This window comes from Leclercia sp. G3L (genome assembly GCF_021117075.1).
Classification (GTDB): domain Bacteria; phylum Pseudomonadota; class Gammaproteobacteria; order Enterobacterales; family Enterobacteriaceae; genus Enterobacter; species Enterobacter adecarboxylatus_C.
In genome coordinates this window covers 226101-240894 of record NZ_CP088263.1, presented here as the reverse complement: position 1 = coordinate 240894, position 14794 = coordinate 226101, and the positions used below count along the sequence as shown (strand labels likewise).

General features: G+C 48.5%; 29 protein-coding genes and 1 pseudogene. 1 reads left to right on the top strand and 29 read right to left on the bottom strand.

Translation table 11 applies throughout. The features are described from left to right. Positions 1 to 698: 698 nt before the first annotated feature. The 7 genes from LRS40_RS01295 to LRS40_RS01265 form a co-directional block, all read right to left on the bottom strand. Positions 699 to 935, bottom strand: a complete 237-nt coding sequence (locus LRS40_RS01295) for a DUF905 family protein (RefSeq protein ID WP_001281327.1) — start codon at positions 933 to 935, stop codon at positions 699 to 701. Between the two features lie 45 nt (positions 936 to 980). After that, positions 981 to 1526: a hypothetical protein gene (locus LRS40_RS01290; protein WP_000854589.1), complete on the bottom strand. Its 546-nt coding sequence runs from the start codon at positions 1524 to 1526 to the stop codon at positions 981 to 983. Between the two features lie 80 nt (positions 1527 to 1606). After that, positions 1607 to 2044, bottom strand: coding sequence for a hypothetical protein (locus LRS40_RS01285; RefSeq protein WP_000280013.1), 438 nt, complete (start codon positions 2042 to 2044; stop codon positions 1607 to 1609). Positions 2045 to 2093: 49 nt separating this feature from the next. Further along, positions 2094 to 2246, bottom strand: a complete 153-nt coding sequence (locus LRS40_RS01280) for a hypothetical protein (protein ID WP_005046456.1) — start codon at positions 2244 to 2246, stop codon at positions 2094 to 2096. Between the two features lie 3 nt (positions 2247 to 2249). Beyond that, positions 2250 to 2390, bottom strand: a complete 141-nt coding sequence (locus tag LRS40_RS01275; RefSeq protein ID WP_005046460.1) for a hypothetical protein — start codon at positions 2388 to 2390, stop codon at positions 2250 to 2252. A gap of 317 nt (positions 2391 to 2707) precedes the next feature. Then, positions 2708 to 2989: a hypothetical protein gene (locus tag LRS40_RS01270; protein ID WP_000798703.1), complete on the bottom strand. Its 282-nt coding sequence runs from the start codon at positions 2987 to 2989 to the stop codon at positions 2708 to 2710. 65 nt (positions 2990 to 3054) lie between these two features. Beyond that, positions 3055 to 4260, bottom strand: a complete 1206-nt coding sequence (locus tag LRS40_RS01265) for a DNA-binding protein (RefSeq protein ID WP_136655515.1) — start codon at positions 4258 to 4260, stop codon at positions 3055 to 3057. Between the two features lie 482 nt (positions 4261 to 4742). Here LRS40_RS01265 and LRS40_RS01260 point away from each other — a divergent pair, with 482 nt between their 5' ends. After that, positions 4743 to 4943 carry a hypothetical protein gene (locus tag LRS40_RS01260; protein WP_000569545.1) on the top strand — a complete coding sequence of 67 codons (201 nt, stop codon included), beginning with the start codon at positions 4743 to 4745 and terminating at the stop codon, positions 4941 to 4943. 171 nt (positions 4944 to 5114) lie between these two features. Here LRS40_RS01260 and LRS40_RS01255 read toward each other — a convergent pair whose 3' ends face one another. The 22 genes and pseudogenes from LRS40_RS01255 to LRS40_RS01155 form a co-directional block, all read right to left on the bottom strand. Continuing rightward, positions 5115 to 5234: a type I toxin-antitoxin system Hok family toxin gene (locus LRS40_RS01255; RefSeq protein ID WP_223171506.1), complete on the bottom strand. Its 120-nt coding sequence runs from the start codon at positions 5232 to 5234 to the stop codon at positions 5115 to 5117. Continuing rightward, positions 5182 to 5292: pseudogene (locus LRS40_RS24735) on the bottom strand (DUF5431 family protein); the annotation flags it as partial. The pseudogene LRS40_RS24735 and the gene LRS40_RS01255, both read right to left, overlap by 53 nt. Positions 5293 to 5630: 338 nt before the next feature. Beyond that, complete coding sequence (locus LRS40_RS01250; protein ID WP_039026429.1) at positions 5631 to 6236, bottom strand: hypothetical protein; 606 nt, start codon at positions 6234 to 6236, stop codon at positions 5631 to 5633. Positions 6237 to 6449: 213 nt separating this feature from the next. Next, positions 6450 to 6731, bottom strand: a complete 282-nt coding sequence (locus tag LRS40_RS01245) for a hypothetical protein (protein WP_000777866.1) — start codon at positions 6729 to 6731, stop codon at positions 6450 to 6452. A 131-nt stretch (positions 6732 to 6862) separates the two neighbouring features. Further along, positions 6863 to 7033, bottom strand: a complete 171-nt coding sequence (locus tag LRS40_RS01240; RefSeq protein ID WP_164997028.1) for a hypothetical protein — start codon at positions 7031 to 7033, stop codon at positions 6863 to 6865. Positions 7034 to 7074: 41 nt separating this feature from the next. Further along, positions 7075 to 7398: a hypothetical protein gene (locus LRS40_RS01235; RefSeq protein WP_001039866.1), complete on the bottom strand. Its 324-nt coding sequence runs from the start codon at positions 7396 to 7398 to the stop codon at positions 7075 to 7077. Positions 7399 to 7629: 231 nt separating this feature from the next. Next, a complete protein-coding gene (locus LRS40_RS01230) occupies positions 7630 to 7836 on the bottom strand; it encodes a hypothetical protein (protein ID WP_000510222.1) in 207 nt (68 codons plus the stop codon). A 34-nt stretch (positions 7837 to 7870) separates the two neighbouring features. After that, complete coding sequence (locus tag LRS40_RS01225) at positions 7871 to 8095, bottom strand: hypothetical protein (protein ID WP_000551715.1); 225 nt, start codon at positions 8093 to 8095, stop codon at positions 7871 to 7873. Positions 8096 to 8148: 53 nt separating this feature from the next. After that, positions 8149 to 8355, bottom strand: coding sequence for a hypothetical protein (locus LRS40_RS01220; RefSeq protein ID WP_000765780.1), 207 nt, complete (start codon positions 8353 to 8355; stop codon positions 8149 to 8151). A 423-nt stretch (positions 8356 to 8778) separates the two neighbouring features. Then, positions 8779 to 9012 (bottom strand): hypothetical protein, encoded by a 234-nt coding sequence (locus LRS40_RS01215; RefSeq protein WP_000233943.1) that lies wholly within the window; start codon positions 9010 to 9012, stop codon positions 8779 to 8781. A gap of 86 nt (positions 9013 to 9098) precedes the next feature. Beyond that, positions 9099 to 9590, bottom strand: a complete 492-nt coding sequence (locus LRS40_RS01210; RefSeq protein WP_000209975.1) for a DUF3085 domain-containing protein — start codon at positions 9588 to 9590, stop codon at positions 9099 to 9101. A gap of 4 nt (positions 9591 to 9594) precedes the next feature. Continuing rightward, on the bottom strand, positions 9595 to 9885 hold the full coding sequence (locus LRS40_RS01205) for a DUF957 domain-containing protein (protein WP_005046478.1): 291 nt from the start codon (positions 9883 to 9885) through the stop codon (positions 9595 to 9597). A 226-nt stretch (positions 9886 to 10111) separates the two neighbouring features. Then, the gene (locus LRS40_RS01200; protein ID WP_000668780.1) at positions 10112 to 10492 is read right to left on the bottom strand and encodes a hypothetical protein; all 381 of its coding nucleotides are present in this window, start codon (positions 10490 to 10492) and stop codon (positions 10112 to 10114) included. 86 nt (positions 10493 to 10578) lie between these two features. After that, positions 10579 to 10827 (bottom strand): hypothetical protein, encoded by a 249-nt coding sequence (locus tag LRS40_RS01195; protein ID WP_000203371.1) that lies wholly within the window; start codon positions 10825 to 10827, stop codon positions 10579 to 10581. Between the two features lie 37 nt (positions 10828 to 10864). Continuing rightward, positions 10865 to 11086, bottom strand: a complete 222-nt coding sequence (locus LRS40_RS01190; RefSeq protein WP_039026428.1) for a hypothetical protein — start codon at positions 11084 to 11086, stop codon at positions 10865 to 10867. 175 nt (positions 11087 to 11261) lie between these two features. After that, positions 11262 to 11570 (bottom strand): hypothetical protein, encoded by a 309-nt coding sequence (locus LRS40_RS01185; RefSeq protein ID WP_223953267.1) that lies wholly within the window; start codon positions 11568 to 11570, stop codon positions 11262 to 11264. A gap of 60 nt (positions 11571 to 11630) precedes the next feature. Further along, positions 11631 to 12239: a DUF6012 family protein gene (locus LRS40_RS01180; RefSeq protein ID WP_000478449.1), complete on the bottom strand. Its 609-nt coding sequence runs from the start codon at positions 12237 to 12239 to the stop codon at positions 11631 to 11633. A gap of 30 nt (positions 12240 to 12269) precedes the next feature. Continuing rightward, the gene (locus LRS40_RS01175; RefSeq protein ID WP_001395478.1) at positions 12270 to 12794 is read right to left on the bottom strand and encodes an HNH endonuclease; all 525 of its coding nucleotides are present in this window, start codon (positions 12792 to 12794) and stop codon (positions 12270 to 12272) included. A 30-nt stretch (positions 12795 to 12824) separates the two neighbouring features. Then, positions 12825 to 13136 carry a hypothetical protein gene (locus LRS40_RS01170; RefSeq protein WP_001058453.1) on the bottom strand — a complete coding sequence of 104 codons (312 nt, stop codon included), beginning with the start codon at positions 13134 to 13136 and terminating at the stop codon, positions 12825 to 12827. Then, positions 13133 to 13831 (bottom strand): hypothetical protein, encoded by a 699-nt coding sequence (locus LRS40_RS01165; RefSeq protein WP_001395479.1) that lies wholly within the window; start codon positions 13829 to 13831, stop codon positions 13133 to 13135. Before LRS40_RS01165 ends, LRS40_RS01170 begins: the two co-directional genes overlap by 4 nt. 140 nt (positions 13832 to 13971) lie before the next feature. Then, complete coding sequence (locus LRS40_RS01160) at positions 13972 to 14196, bottom strand: hypothetical protein (RefSeq protein ID WP_001122308.1); 225 nt, start codon at positions 14194 to 14196, stop codon at positions 13972 to 13974. Between the two features lie 86 nt (positions 14197 to 14282). Then, positions 14283 to 14747: a hypothetical protein gene (locus LRS40_RS01155; protein ID WP_000129671.1), complete on the bottom strand. Its 465-nt coding sequence runs from the start codon at positions 14745 to 14747 to the stop codon at positions 14283 to 14285. Positions 14748 to 14794 lie beyond the last annotated feature (47 nt).

Below are 14794 nucleotides of genomic sequence, written 5' to 3'. Positions count from 1 at the left end.
GAACCACGGACGCAAAACCATTACGAAAAAATCCGTCAACTTTACCCCCTGTCGATAGCCCCCCGACAATCGGGTGCCTGCACCCTGTATCAATCACCACCGCCCCCACATCCGCCACCAGCGTCCCCACTGTCGCCCCCAACGCCAGTGTCTGAGTAGCCGGAGATTAAGAAGAAACCACTTTCGCCTGTGTTCGCTCCACTCTTACTGGACTGCGTAAACTGACGCCCTCCGCCCTGGAAACGGTAAAGTGCCTTTTTATTACGGAGACAGAGGTAAAGACAAACAGCAACATAGAGGATTAATGCAATATTGAGTAACATCACAAAACTCCTGTGCGTCATCGTTAATGGACTCGGTATTTATATTAAAGTCCCTTGTTCTTAAATTTTGTTAACACGCCCCTTTTCTCCCGACCGCAAATTATTATGGAGCGAGTCCGTCACAGACGACACCGCAGTCGTCAGCCAGACATATCCACCACGCAGGCCATGAGGTACCGAAGATTTCTTTCCGGATGCCAGATCTCTTTTTAGTTCCCAGCATCATCACCGCCCCCGGCTAAACCATCTGCATGAGGCCAGGCTTACACCACCAGCTGCGGGCCCCGGACAGCCCAATGATCCTTTTTCCGTATGCCAGCTCTGAGTGCTGAGCCCACAAAAAAGAAACCCGGTGTTACCGGGTTCTTGTGCTAATCAACTGGCCTTCAGCCCATGGCTTTGCAGGTAGCTATTGAGCGCATCATTGGCACCGGATTCATAATTCCAGTTTCGCCAGACCAGCTGGCTGTCGTGGTCGCGATGATCACGGATGACAATCTGGAAATGGCCTGCTGGCTGGAGGTTTTCGATAAAGACGTTCTGGTACCCAGCGGCGACAGTGCGTGCCTGAGCCAGTGTTACCGGTGATTCGCTGCTGAATAAATCGCTCATAAGAATTTCCTTCATAATCGCCAGGCCGGAGCCTGGCTAGGGGTGTCAGGCCGCGAGGTGTTTGGCGAGTTTAACGAAGTGGTCTTGGTTGTTGTACAAAGGCATCTGATAGGCCAGGTCCGAAATAAACATCCGGATCTGGTCAAACGTCATGCCGCAGTTGAAGCCAGTTTCGCTGACATTAGCCCGTGGAAAATCATCGCAAAATTCGTTTAACACCTTGTCATGGACAATGCCGATATTAAGGAGTCCGGCAGGACCGTTATCACGGAAAGACACAACACGGAATGCGCCATACCAGCCCGACTGGAAAAAGAAGGTAAACGCCTGGGTTGCAAGTCCGTTAAAGAGCTCGTAACGCTGGCTGGCACTCAGTGACTGGCTGTCCATGCTGTACACGCGATTGATAAAGACGCCCGGGCCGATGTTTGCGGGGATCTGCCCGTAAGCAATGCACGGCATGGCCATTTCAGATGCGTCTTTGGTATCATCAATCACTTTATATTGCGCGGCGATAATATCCGCCAACATTGAGCCGCCAAGTGCGCTAATTGCTGCGATGTCATTAACCTGAATATTTAAAGTTTTCATATTTCACCTCATTGTTTTTCTTATTATTTCATATTCAGCCTCGTGGCTAACAACCTGATGTGAAATATTTAATAAATTCATCAGTAGGACAAACACAAACCGGTAGACCGTTCAAAAATGTCCTGCAAATGAATATTGCTGGCATCCAGATTAATCTGGACAAGCTCTGCATTATTACCTAAAACAGAAAACAAATAAAAATCAAACCCGCCTGTATTATCATCCTTAAAAATGCGGAAGGAATTAATATTAACAGCTTCGTCTAGTTCCACGTGAACCCCATAACGTACTTCCCCGTCATCAAACTGTGCAATCCGGCGCACCGATTTGAGACGGACAAATTTCGCCAGCTCCAGTTCGGGCGTTGGGGAGAAAGTCAGTGCCTCGAAGATCAGATCTGCTGTTTCATGTTGCTTCCTGCGGTCGAACTCAAACAAACCGCCACCATTGTTGCGATAGACCGGCTGAAGCGCATTGATCAAGTTGAACGTCTGCCGGTTCCTGTCATATTTATACATTTATAGGTGCTCCAGTCCTGCCAGTATCCACCAGCAGGGCATAATGTGATTAGTGCCAGTTGGCGATCAGCTCTTCGCATTGCAAAGAGGAGAAACACTGCTGGGCCAATACCGGCAGTACGGCAATGTTGGGTACACGGTTGTGACACCATGCGTTAAACAGCATCTGCCAGGGGCCAGCGTAGTAACCGCCCATTTTCATTTTTTATTTCGGAGTATGGCAGGCGGAAATAGCCTGCTGATAGAGACTTTCATTCTCGGTTCCAGAGCGTTGTTGCAGTGCAGGATAAATAAAGGAGTAAAGAGAGTCAGAACAATTAGATGCATAAGCCAGATTGGTTTTCATAATACCTCCTATGTTTTTGGTATTATATAAAACCCGGGCTGCTGGCTAATAACCTACACTGAAAATTTTTTAAATTAACCGACAATCTTAAAAATTGGACGCATGTGGAATTATGTAAATAGGTAGCAGATTTTATTAACTAGCTTCCATAGGTGGTGCGTTTTTAGGGAGTTTTTTGCCAGACCAACAAATTCTAGTAGCTACACATTCACTCGCAGAGATTAATCGCTTTAACATAATTAGTGCCAGCACTGAGTCCTTTAAAATTATAAATCCATGTTCTATCCATAACGTCGTGCCATTGCTCCTTTCGGTGTTCACTGCAAACGGGAGCAGGAATTCCGTTGCAGTTCTTCGGCCGCCTGCTGTTGCAGCACGACCATCACTCTGCTGAGCATTGTCAGCGCCTGGGAAGGGGAACCGCCAAACGTCAATTTGATTTCGTTGGTGGTGTGGTGCTGTTCCAGGTCGAGAATATTTACTTCCACGTCTGCGCCCTTCTCATCCTTAGCCGTACAATGAATGCTGACCCGGGTCACCGGGTCCTTAACTGTCTGCAATGGTTTCTTCGTGCTGATGTTGATTGCGGTATTCTTCATTGCCCTGTTTCTCCTTGACCAGTGGTGGTAACCGACCCTACCGGGTGGCGGGGTCAGTCAGGAAATCATGCCTGGCCCTTGTTCTGCTTTTCAGCATGTTTACGCAGGTACTGCGTCAGATCGCCGTGAGCTTTACAAATGGCATTCATCTCGTCATTGGTCAGCACCAGAGTGTAAGTATCGTCGCTGAGGTTCTTAGCGGCCCGTTGTTTAGCTTCTTCCGCAATACGCGAAAACAGCGGGATTGCCGTGTCCGCAATCGTCGTCACGGTCTTTTTGTTCAGTACGCTGGAGACCGACACAGCTTTAGGCTCTGGCGTTTTGACCGGGTCTTTCATCTGCGGTGCCGGGGTCCTTTCCGGGGTCGGCTCCGGGTTAGTGCCCGCACTCCCGTCCACCAGCTGCGGTGGGGTGGTCTCATCGTTAGTACCTTCGCCGGACGTTTGTTCAGTCACGGTGGTTTCCGGGGGGGTCGCATTTGCGTCCGGCACGATGGCTGCTTTCGGCTTCATCGCTGCATCAATGTTGCCAGCTTTGACGAATTTCAGGGTTTTGGCCGTCGCCTTACCATAAACATCAATGGCTTTGGTGATGTTGTTGACCGCTTCATCGCCGCTGTAAAGGTATTCATCCAGCGCGACATACATACTCACTTCACCCTTCACCAACATGGCCTGGAGGGCTTCAGGCAGATCCAGGACGCGAACCATCTGACGCAGGTGCTGTTCGGTTTTACCGCGACGCTTCGCCAGTTCAGCGAACGTTTTGGGTTCTTCCGCGTCTTCAACCATCCGTTTGATGGAGAGCGCCTCAGCTACGACAGACAGAGCCAGATTTGAGTTACCGTCCAGCGTAAACTGCTCGGCACTGGCGCGGCTACCGCGAAACTCCTCGCATCGAATTAACGTGATCAATTCACGCCCTTCATCTGCCAGCTCGATGTTTGCCATCGCGACGGCACGGATACGGCATGCTCCCTGGCGCAGGACCGGACGGCCATTCAGAATCTGTACGACAATAGCTTGTACGCTTAAAGGATCGATCTTGTAGGACTCTTTCAGGCTGTTCAGGTGGGCTACCACGTCAGGTAATGAGTAGTAACTCTCCCCAATGCCAGCAGTACGGGTGTTAAACCCCTCTTCCTCTTCGACCACTGCCGGGTTAATGACTAGACCATTGCTTTTGCGTGCGCCGTTACCGGTACGCTCCAGGTAGGTGCGCAGGCTGATATCGTTGTTAGCGGTTTTTACATCATTTTCGACAGTGGACATGGTGCCTTCCTTTTAGTTTTCGTTTAGGGTGTTTGTTCGCTACAAAACAACAATACCAGGTTCGATTCATTTCCTAATAACCTGAGGCGAAAAAAAAGTAACTTTTTTTCCGGGGGTTATAGTACGCGATCCGTCCGTTTTAAATTCTCGCTAAGGAGGGCAAATTTCACTTTAGTGTGAAAAGCGGGTACATAAAGCAGGAATATGTCGAAAAAGTTACTTTCCCGGTTGCCTGAAAAAATGCCGTTGCAGCAAACACAAGGTGTGAACACCCCCCCGCCCCGGCGGCTCCGGGCAAAGGAGTATCCGATGAAGCTTTCCCGGCAGACCACAAATGATACGGCTGTAATCGAAGGCACCCGCAGATTACCGACCATATCGCCTCCCAGCGAGCCACCGAAGCCAAAAAAGACGGCATGAATTTTAATGCAGGCGTTGAGCTTGCATCTAAAAGGAACTGTGCAACGAGGACAAACATTACCATGATTGAACACCGCACAGAGATGCGCCAAACGGCCATTAAATCGCTTCAGGAAGCCGAAGAAGCATTGACGGCACTGGCTATGTCCTATGAGCTACAGCCCGATGATAAGGCCAGTTCGTGTCATCCACGGACCGGTACTCTCTCCACGGCCAGCCAGGTACGGAAATTGCGCCGTGTCGTCGAAAAGCAGAAAACTTGAAATTCGACAAGGCGGCGGGTAGCTATTTCCTGCATGTACAAACTAACAAGGGTTTAGCCGACGATAGAAAGGAAAAAAGGGTTTCCCCGACCGGAGAAACCCTTTTCTAAAGGTGCCATTAGCTTGCTGGCCCACATTCTGAAATGAGGGGGGTCGCCCCCCCTCTTTCAGCTACTTACCGGATTCGTAGTCCATCACAGCCGACACTTCCCGTGTACCGTCTTTTAGCCTCAGTTCGCAGAGCGAATTGCGCGTAAGCCAGGTGAATATCAACAGCGTAAGACATACTATCAATACGCACAAAACAACGGGTTGGTTCGGCAGTTTCATGGCCTTCTTCTCCTTGCATTTAAGCGGGTAAGAGGCTACTCTGAATGTGACTAGCATACAGGGGCCTCGGGTTAATTTGAAAAAATTACTCGGGGCTTTCTGCTTTTTACCACAGTCAAACAGTGAATCTGCTGGCTGGGGCAAAAGCCTCCAGCACCGAGGTTATTATACCACCCCGCCCCTTTTAAACGAACAGATCGTTCTCCTAAATATTTAATAAGTAAGTATTTCAGGTTTTGCTGCTTCGCAGGCTGTAACAGCAGGTGTCTGACGTAATAACTGATTAAACAGACGGATTCGAATCTCAACACTCAACGACGCCAGCTCGCCTGTTCCCCCGCTTCTTTCCGGCTGTAATCAGTCCGTTTTCGTACCAGCGATCAGTGACAAACGGTGAGCACGAACACTACTGTGCCGGAGGCTGTCCGGGTAATGGGCGATTTTCTCCAGTTCCTCATCGAGGCGGGTATACGTCAGCCTCCTGATTTTCAAGATTTCCTTGTGAAGCCAGCGTTTGATAAAGGGATTGCCGGAAAGCAGTACCAGGTCTGCATCCTCCACTTCATCAAAAAGCCAGACGGGTTTTGCCGGAGTAAGGCGGTAGAGCCAGGGGCGGGAAAACTCCCCCATTGCAATCAGAAACCAGACAACCATGCCAAGTGCGAACTCGATGACCAGCATCAGGGTAAACTGAATATCCCGGACGTCAGGCTCTCCGGTAAAGCTCATTAGGCGGTCGCCAGTTGCCAGACGCTGAATAATACAGACCAGCATCAGCAGAGCCAGTAACAGCGCCATGAGCAGCCCGCCGTTCACTTCAAAAGTAGCTTTCTGGACGCGATCAGGCGGCACCTGCTTACGGTAGCGGCCGACCACATCACCAATCATTACCCTGATGGCTATGCGTTCTTCATCGACCGTTGTTTCGGTAAATCCGGACGGGCCCGTTTCTGTTTGATTCATGTACCCTCTCCTCTCTCTGAAAAATAATGGTAAGACGCAAGCTGATCATACCAGGTGAGCAGGAGTGGTTTTGTCGGTTAAAGGCTGGAAAAAAACGGTTAAAAAAAGAGGGAAATGACAGCAAGAAGGTGGGATGCAGTAAGCGGCTTTGGTTCCCTCCGGTTCTGTGGGGAGGAAACGGCCAGAACAGCAGACCGATACGATGGGCGGGCGCTATTTTGTATCCAGAATTCGTGCCTTTTCTTCCCGCGTCGCCAGTCGGGCACTTCCGGAACGGTCGCGGATCAGCAGTGGCTTTTCCTTTTTCCAACCAGTGATAGCCGTTTCCCCGAAACGACGCGGTGCATTGCCATTCCAGCTGGCAATCACGTGATTATCGTGTACTTCCTTGATGACGACAGAATGAAGAGTCACCGTCTTAATGGTGGTGTTTCCCATTTTGGTCCGGGAGAGTGACCAGACGGTCATCCCCACCTCCAGCTGACTGAGTTTCATCTTTACTCCGGTAATATCGGGATACATCATTAAACGACGTGGAGACGTAGGTTAGCATAAGCACTCACAGCGGATACTGCCGCCAGATAACAGGGTGAGGTATCCGCCATGAGCAGTCTTTACGGCTGGCGTTATTCGGCCAGGGCGCGGGTAATAGACGCACGCTGACGCTGGCGCTCAGCCTTACGCTGGCTGCGGCGATATAGCGTCTTCGCGGCAGCGTAGCGACAATCTTCCGGGTGGTACCAGCAACAGCCGCAGGGCTCAGGCTGGGGTTTTCCGGCAAGTCCGAATGGTTTCATAATGTCACCTTTTAAATGGAATAATGTTCAGGTCCCGTCCATCAGGCCACGGGTTCATTAATGAAGCGGCGTTGCATAAACAGGTACAGATAACCCTCTGGCGAGAACATACAAAGATTCTCGGTAATACAGGCATCGAGGTACTTCGTGTCGCCAAGGAGTCGCTTAATGACAGCCAGCTGGTTAGCCGCAGACTGAATCAGCGGATAGCCATTCACGGCACGATGAATACCTGAGTGGAATAACGAACGAGCCTTTCCAATCTTTTCCCGGGTTGCGTCCATTTCCATATCGATAACAGACTGACGCGCAACATTAATAGCATTGCCGGATAACTCCGCGAAGCTAACCAGAGGCTTATTCATAAAAAACTCCTTCCAGGTATGTGAGCTTATTATATCAATACGGACTTTGCCCCAAACAACCCGACTCGAAATATTTTGGAAATTACTCTAATAACTAAAAATGGCACCCGGAAAATAGAATGAATTTATTTTAAGCTTGCCGAACATGGCTGGCGGCGGAATTAAATTTGACGGTTTTTGATATAAAATATAGAAAGAAGGAGGTTTTCTGAATACCTCCTTCACTGGCGCTCAGTTCGAGAATACGTTAACGCTGTACCGTTTACCGAGCACCTCGGCAGTGGTATCGACAATTTTCTGAATATCATCGGCAATCGCGGGTTTACTGAATGCGACGGTGTGCAGTTCACCAGCCTGTTCCGCCGTCGCACCATCATGAAAGCGGCTGGCATCGTAAAGCTGGACCCGGAGTGTCCGGGTATAATCGACATGGCCCATTATTCCTCTCCTGTTCAGTCAGGCGCTATACGCGTTAATAATCACTTTCTTCCGGTTGCGGCTGGGTGACAAACTGGTACTTCACCCCATTAGGGACGCCAACGGCTTTTGCTACAGATTCACACAGCAGCGACAGGTCATTCAGAGTCATCGGATATTCGATATCGACGGAATATAAGGCCCCGGCGTTCTCGGCCTCTTCGATATTTTTATACTGGGCACTGAAAATGGCTATGGTAGAGATTTCAAGGTTATGCATGAGTCAGTCCTTGTTAATAAAAAAGAAGCCACCGTAAGGTGGCTGAATAAAGGTTACTGGACCTGGCTGGCCTTTTTTTCCGCGTTCTTGTTGTAATCAACGCGGGCAATAACGACGGCAGCGGCCAGGAGTGCAGCGAGACCGCCGTAGAATACTGGTCGGGAGATATCGACGAACATATCGCTCAGGTTATCAACGCCGAGGAGAAATACGCAGATAATGACGATAAAGCGAACAGGTTTGCTGTAGAACAATTTCATCAGGAGCTATCCTTCTGGGGTGAAATGACACCAGCATTACACCATATCAGATGCCAATTTTTTTTCGGTAACGGGCCTATTTTGACAAGAAAAAAGACACATCAGGGAGGCAATGACGAGAGTATTTTCGAGGTGCCTATGGCCTGTCACTTCCTGAACTCAGGAAAAGAACGATGCTGTAGAACACAATCGAAATATAGAAAAGTAACTTTTCCACCGACGATATGTCCGGCGGCAAGTTATTCTTATGCAGGGCACAAATCAGTGAATTGGGTTCCGCGCGGGAAAGTCAAAAAAACTTGCATGTCGTTCCGGATGCCAGGCGACGTAGCACATAGATTTGGGCCTGTGTAAGCGGGGAGCTGGGACGTTTTGTGTCTGCCATAATGTTCCTTTTATAACGAGGGCTGTCCGGCTGACAGATTAGCGGACAGACCTGAAAATAACGTGCATATCCAGCACCTGGCTGAATCCCTGAGCGAGGCAAATGCCTTTACTCTTCCCCCCCCCGACAACAACAAAAATGCGTTGAGCTTCCTCTTCGGCCTGTTCATCAGTCATGCTTTTCTCGCGGATGTGCGAAGTAAACAGGCTCCAGTTTGCAGCGATAAAATCACGTACTTGATGCATTTCCGAATTCTCAGCGTCAATAACCATTTTTAGTGTCCTGTGTTAAATAAGGTCCGCCCTGTTAATAGATCAGGGACGGACTGTTTAAGCGAGATAGCCAGCCTGTGCCGTGGTTATCCATTCACCAGAGTGATTTTTGTGGGGGATACTTTGATACTAAAAGCATTAAATTTCTTTTTAAGAGCGAGTTCAAACCACGCCACCGGGATAGAGACCGAACTATCATCGCCGCCCAATGCCTCCTCTGCCTCGTCATACCATTCATCATCAACAGACGGATTCATCCCACGGGCATAGACAACCGTATCACGGGAAACAGGGGTTCCATCCAGAGATGCATTGGTAATCAGATAGACGCCATGATCTTTTACCAGAAGGATCTGTGGAGTCAGGCGGGCCGGGTCAATGTGTTTGGATGATGGCCAGAAAATTCCCCCCGTCTGGTTCATTTCCACTTCTGTTTTGCCCTCTTCGTTGAGAGGAGTACCGCCGGGGTAATTTGACGGTTCAAAAAGCTGTTCAATGGTTGCATTGAACCGTTCCGCCGAGCGGAGTTCTTCGAGGAGCTTTTTTACCCCAGCAATTTCGAATGTTAATGTGGTCATAAACTTATTCTCCATCCGTAGTCAGCATCAGATATCGGGTGGCCAGTAGCAACTCTTTGACGTCAGCAGTTGAAACCTCCCCTTTGCCTTCTACCGCGTCCTGCAAACGCTGACGCGTCGCCTGAATCGTCTCTGACGACAGTGACGCCAGTTTGCTCAATACAGCGTTAGCTTTTTCCACAGCGGGATACAGGGACTCTGAGGTGGTATTGTCTACATCGTTATCGAAAAACAGGTCAGACTCCATATTAATATTGTCTTCGAGCCAGCTGGTAAGAATATCAAGTAAAGACATAACTTTATTAATCTGCATTTTTCTCGCCCTCGGTTGATGTAATTCAAATATAACAAACTGTCTCGTCTGGCTAATAACCCAGAATGAAAAAAATAAGCGATTTATTAGATAGGACTGAATTAAATTTAAATGGAGTGCAGCCGGACTCAGTTTAAAAACACTCCGCGCTAAAGGCAGAAAAAAGCCTTCCGAAAGGGAAGGCTTATGCACTACATCAGGAAAAGAACTATCGCTGCTTCTGGAGCGCGATATACGCTGCGAAAACAGCTACCAACACCGTCATGAAGTAAACTAGATATGAACCAGATTGCCAGACATTAACGCCAAAAAACGAAATTAATTTTCCGTCCGGGATAACAGAAAAAATCAGGTTCCAGAATCCAACCAGAACGACCTGAGAGATAATCATTTTACCAAGCGATCCCAGTTCATGAGCCGCATACATTGCAGCCATGACAAATGTCAGAGCTACCACAAGCAGCGCAGACAAAGCCACAACCGAAATGCTCAGGCCGACGGATGTAAACAGAATGGCATCTTTAAAAGTCAGACCTGTAAAACCCCAGATCAGAATGGCTAAAATGAAAAACATAAGGATAAATTTCACTAGAATTGCGTCCCTCTTTCGGTGGCAGAGTGTCGGTCAGGATGCCTGTGGCGAGGCAACTACAGACAGAATTTAACACAAAAAATTTAATTACAAATCCGTTCACAGGCCTGTTTCAATGATTCTTTGGTATGGCTATGTGCGGCCTGATTTAACAATGCCCGGATGTGTAGTTCATCATGACCGTCAGCTACAAAGAGTTTGATTTTACTTTCAAGGCGGCTCATGGCTTCGTAGAGTTTTGCCTCTTTATTGTTCTTCATAAAGCGAAGAATGTAATCCGCAATAATATGCTCTGGTGGCGTTTTAATTTCACGGCAGCGATTGCTTGTCATGAGTTTTTCCTCAAGTTTGTGGCAAAATGGCACCATCTCATTTAAGCCTCCCTTTTCCGGTTGTATAATTAATTTGACCTGCTTTACACAGCGCCAGCAAACGGCGATCAAGAATATGCGACGGTTGCGGATTGCTTTCCCCGGCTGCAATCCGGTGACACTCTGCTTTGATCTCTCCGGCAAATAATGTCGAGAACGGCGTAGGAACTGGGGTAAGAATTTCGTTGAGTGCCCTGTCCAGCGCCAGATACTTATCCATATTCATGTCCTTGCAGGTAATTGAATGGATGGGGTTTAAATTTATTATACTGAATCGAGTTACTAAACTAATATCCTTCAGGATGAAGAAAGGAATCATCCACCTTCAGTATGTATTCGACATATAGGACACGTCTCTAAAATTTTTCGCGTTTTCGCGATTTACACCGACAGGCCTACCAGTCACCACCTTCGATATGAAGTTGCGTCGCAGAAACAGCCACCATTTCCTGCATTGGCTGGTCATGCTTGTTATGACTACTCCCAAGCAGTAGGCTCACCTTGCCGTTAGCGGAAAAAAACATAGCATCAGGAAAATGCTCTCTGACTTCCCCCAGCAATGTGTGCATCGACTGAGTCAGTCGGTAGAATCGACGTGCGGCAGTCGGCATTGCATCATCAAGGAGATCTCCGGCGTCGCCGTCCCCGCTGTTTATGAAACTCAGTACCTTATCTTCGTCCATTCGAACCTCTTTTTCAGTCATGTCATATATATCCATTGAGATATCTGTCAGCCTGAGCAACGACATCAGGCTGACCTTCGCTCACCCGGTAATAACGATGGCCTGTTCCAATTGTGGCTGGCGATCCCCCCGCAGCGCTACCGACTCCTGGAGGCGTGCGGAAGGCATCGTCATTGCCTTAAACCCCTCATCCCGCGAACGCACCAGCATCCCCCACGAATGGGTTTCACAGACATCGTTCTCGAAATTGGGTTCGGTCGACAGCAGTGATTCCATCTTCGGTTCGATGTGTACCGGCGCAATGTTTTTATAAACAGGGTGAACACGACACTGTTCAGACGCTTGTGCTCGGTAGCTCCCTTGCGCCAGCAGCACGTCATGGGAAACCAGGTCATAATCTGTATCTTCGACAAAAGTCTTCAGGGTGTGCGTTATTTTGCCGAATCCTTCGATATTCCAGACGGACACCATCGTAAACTCTTCAAACGCACGGGGACTTTTGACCAAAAATCCATTCAGCGCCCTACGCCCCTTCAGCATCCCCACCAGGTATTGCTTGTTGGGATAAGGGCGCATCGCAACAAGGTCATTACCAGTCAGGCGTAGCGACAGTTCCGGGACGCTTACGGAATCCAGCGTGCAAAGATTTCCCATCGGATGCAGGATTTTTGGTACAAGGTGCAAAAACATCGGTATTCTCCTCGTTTATTAAGCCTTCAATTATTGTGCCGTCGCCTGATGTATTTCGAACCAGAAGACAACCGGCTTTTCCGTGACTTCAATTAACCCAAATCGCTCTGCGGTTCTGAAGTTGACGCTGTATGCCCTGGCGCGTTCTACCTGGCGGCTTATTTCTTTCCTCATGCCTTCAACACTTAATGCACCTTTAAAGAGATTGCAGGGGGCGCAAGCCGGAAAAAGATTTTCGATTGCATGCAGTTCAGGGTGCATGACCTTACCGGTACTTCGAGCCCGGTGTGTCACTCGACTTCCAGCGGGGGCTCTGACCATTTCAAAATCCCGCCTCACCGGTTCAACATGATCGGCATGCCAGCCTTTTTCCGGCAAAGGACAGCCGCAGTAGGCACACCGACCGCCAAATTTCAAACGCAGTTCGGCTCGTTGCTCTTTGGATATTTTATTTTTTGGTTTTGAAAATCGCCCATCATCAGATTCAACCTTCGGGAGGAGTTCTGAAAAATTGGGTAATTCGATTACTGCGCCTTTGTTATTTAGAACTTTCACCGGACCTCCCAACCATATTAAGACGATTTTTTATTTATTTTCCTGAATTAGTTTTCGAATTTTAATCAGGTGTGGTCGGCTTAATTTGCATAGCTGTTCGGTCGCGGCATCCAGAGTGGGAAATACATGGGCCTCATTAATATCCAGTGTCCAGTATTTCGCTTTACCTTCTCCCAGATCAGATTCAAAGTAATTCCGCTTTACCCCAATCTGCTTTGGTCTTCCATTAATTCTGACGATTTCATGCCGCTCGTCGAAGATAAAACCCTCTCCGACCAACGTCAGGAGGACAAAAGGGCCCTCGGCCTTTTGCGTACCCAGCGAACTCATCTCATTATTCATACGACCTCCCCGGTAATACGCTTAAAGTTGACGACCCAGACCCACGGGTTGGCCTGCCAACTGTCCTCGCCGTACGTGTTTTTCCAGAGGCTGCGGAAGCCAAGAAAGTGCTTATCGCCAAGAACACAACATTCTGTTGGTGCGCCTTCAGCTTTGGCATCTTCCTCGCTGATGGTATTTAACCGCTCTACCCGCAAATCGGTAATTTCCAGTGCAATACGGCTGGCCCAGCGAGGCATATGGATTGAAGGTGTCCACGCACCTTCGAACTTCATATTTTCGGTACGAGGCTTCCAGTCGGCCTCATCAGGGATCGACCACAGCCCATAATCCCCCGACCGCTGTTCGCAGCTCGCCCGGTAAATGCGGGCTGCTTCAGTCCTGTCCATCACGATGTTGTCATTCCAGTCCACCGCGCACGCATCTTCATTCCCGAGCAATGAAAACGCCTCACGGACCGTAATGCGGTCGCCAACTACGCCGTACGGACAAGGCCGAAGCGCCGAGTATGGCTGGGTCCCTGTTGGAAGCCACCAGTCATGCGTGTGCCCGCGATGTCGCGGTGTTTGCGCAGGCCTTATAGACCATTCATCCGAACTATATTGAGGCTTTATAATCCGCCGCGTCTGTGTTTTCTGATCTGCCAGAATTGCCCGGACCATTTCATCATTAAAAAGCATTCCATGTGTCTTCACTGTGCTGTCTCCTTTCACACATGGTTCACACATTGAGAGGCCTATCCCTCTTTATCAGCCAGGCATACCGAAACTGTCGGTAGTTTTACGGGAACGGGCAACTGCCCCCCTACCTGATAAAGTGGTGTTCTCCCCCAAAATTAATCGTATTCCCCATCCACTACCGGCTCAGTCGTAATTTCATATTTCACTCCGCCGGGTACATCCAACGCTTTAGCGACGGACTCACACAGCAATGACAAATCATTCAGGGTCATTGGGTATTCAACTTCCAGGCTGTGCAGTGCATTGGCGCTGGCAGCAGCAGCCTTGTCAGCATGACAGGCATTAAAAACGAAAACGGTGGTTTTTTCTTGAATAGGCATAGTGCAATCCTCTGAATAATTAGCCCTGTGATCAGGGCGGTTTTTGATTAAATTTAAATGTTCGTTTTCAATAATTAGTGAATCTGTTAATCGGGTTGTGACTTATCATTTTCTCCAACCGAAGTGCTGTCGAGAAATGACCATTCTTGTTTGGGGCTTTTATATAATGCACTAGCCTCAGTACTCATCCACGACTCACAGGCTTTATAAGTCATGCCTTCCTCTCTAACGCGGTCCTTAAAATACGCCCAGGCTTGCAGATCAAGCGGCTGATACTCTTTCAGCGACTGGTCAAGCCTTTCCTTCCAGATTTTCTTCCGATGAGTAAAATGAGGAAAAGCCAGGAATGCATAACTACCTGCAACAAAAAAAAAGAACAGGAGTCCGCCCCATAGAGAATGTTTGAAAAACACCAGTCCTGGGAAAATCCATGCCACAATGGCAACAAATAAAAGAAGGTGCTCCTTCCCAGTAGGTTTATTAAAATGCCAGGAAATTGCAATACACTTTAATTTACTAAAGTGATTTTGTTTCTCCTTAATATCGGTCATATATCAGTCCTTACTTATAAAAAAATGGTTATTATTAGTCTGATGTA

Bases quoted from the DNA above. Each gene is read 5' to 3' on its own strand.
- LRS40_RS01170 (WP_001058453.1), bottom strand. From the start codon at position 13,136: ATGAATAATGAGATGAGTTCGCTGGGTACGCAAAAGGCCGAGGGCCCT.
- LRS40_RS01240 (WP_164997028.1), bottom strand. From the start codon at position 7,033: ATGAAACCATTCGGACTTGCCGGAAAACCCCAGCCTGAGCCCTGCGGC.
- LRS40_RS01285 (WP_000280013.1), bottom strand. From the start codon at position 2,044: ATGTATAAATATGACAGGAACCGGCAGACGTTCAACTTGATCAATGCG.
- LRS40_RS01275 (WP_005046460.1), bottom strand. From the start codon at position 2,390: ATGAAAACCAATCTGGCTTATGCATCTAATTGTTCTGACTCTCTTTAC.
- LRS40_RS01220 (WP_000765780.1), bottom strand. From the start codon at position 8,355: ATGAAATTGTTCTACAGCAAACCTGTTCGCTTTATCGTCATTATCTGC.
- LRS40_RS01190 (WP_039026428.1), bottom strand. From the start codon at position 11,086: ATGGATAAGTATCTGGCGCTGGACAGGGCACTCAACGAAATTCTTACC.
- LRS40_RS01245 (WP_000777866.1), bottom strand. From the start codon at position 6,731: ATGAAACTCAGTCAGCTGGAGGTGGGGATGACCGTCTGGTCACTCTCC.
- LRS40_RS01235 (WP_001039866.1), bottom strand. From the start codon at position 7,398: ATGAATAAGCCTCTGGTTAGCTTCGCGGAGTTATCCGGCAATGCTATT.
- LRS40_RS01225 (WP_000551715.1), bottom strand. From the start codon at position 8,095: ATGCATAACCTTGAAATCTCTACCATAGCCATTTTCAGTGCCCAGTAT.
- LRS40_RS01250 (WP_039026429.1), bottom strand. From the start codon at position 6,236: ATGAATCAAACAGAAACGGGCCCGTCCGGATTTACCGAAACAACGGTC.
- LRS40_RS01280 (WP_005046456.1), bottom strand. From the start codon at position 2,246: ATGAAAATGGGCGGTTACTACGCTGGCCCCTGGCAGATGCTGTTTAAC.
- LRS40_RS01265 (WP_136655515.1), bottom strand. From the start codon at position 4,260: ATGTCCACTGTCGAAAATGATGTAAAAACCGCTAACAACGATATCAGC.
- LRS40_RS01205 (WP_005046478.1), bottom strand. From the start codon at position 9,885: ATGTCTTTACTTGATATTCTTACCAGCTGGCTCGAAGACAATATTAAT.
- LRS40_RS01155 (WP_000129671.1), bottom strand. From the start codon at position 14,747: ATGACCGATATTAAGGAGAAACAAAATCACTTTAGTAAATTAAAGTGT.
- LRS40_RS01210 (WP_000209975.1), bottom strand. From the start codon at position 9,590: ATGACCACATTAACATTCGAAATTGCTGGGGTAAAAAAGCTCCTCGAA.
- LRS40_RS01260 (WP_000569545.1), top strand. From the start codon at position 4,743: ATGATTGAACACCGCACAGAGATGCGCCAAACGGCCATTAAATCGCTT.
- LRS40_RS01230 (WP_000510222.1), bottom strand. From the start codon at position 7,836: ATGGGCCATGTCGATTATACCCGGACACTCCGGGTCCAGCTTTACGAT.
- LRS40_RS01160 (WP_001122308.1), bottom strand. From the start codon at position 14,196: ATGCCTATTCAAGAAAAAACCACCGTTTTCGTTTTTAATGCCTGTCAT.
- LRS40_RS01195 (WP_000203371.1), bottom strand. From the start codon at position 10,827: ATGACAAGCAATCGCTGCCGTGAAATTAAAACGCCACCAGAGCATATT.
- LRS40_RS01270 (WP_000798703.1), bottom strand. From the start codon at position 2,989: ATGAAGAATACCGCAATCAACATCAGCACGAAGAAACCATTGCAGACA.
- LRS40_RS01185 (WP_223953267.1), bottom strand. From the start codon at position 11,570: ATGACTGAAAAAGAGGTTCGAATGGACGAAGATAAGGTACTGAGTTTC.
- LRS40_RS01180 (WP_000478449.1), bottom strand. From the start codon at position 12,239: ATGTTTTTGCACCTTGTACCAAAAATCCTGCATCCGATGGGAAATCTT.
- LRS40_RS01215 (WP_000233943.1), bottom strand. From the start codon at position 9,012: ATGGTTATTGACGCTGAGAATTCGGAAATGCATCAAGTACGTGATTTT.
- LRS40_RS01295 (WP_001281327.1), bottom strand. From the start codon at position 935: ATGAGCGATTTATTCAGCAGCGAATCACCGGTAACACTGGCTCAGGCA.
- LRS40_RS01290 (WP_000854589.1), bottom strand. From the start codon at position 1,526: ATGAAAACTTTAAATATTCAGGTTAATGACATCGCAGCAATTAGCGCA.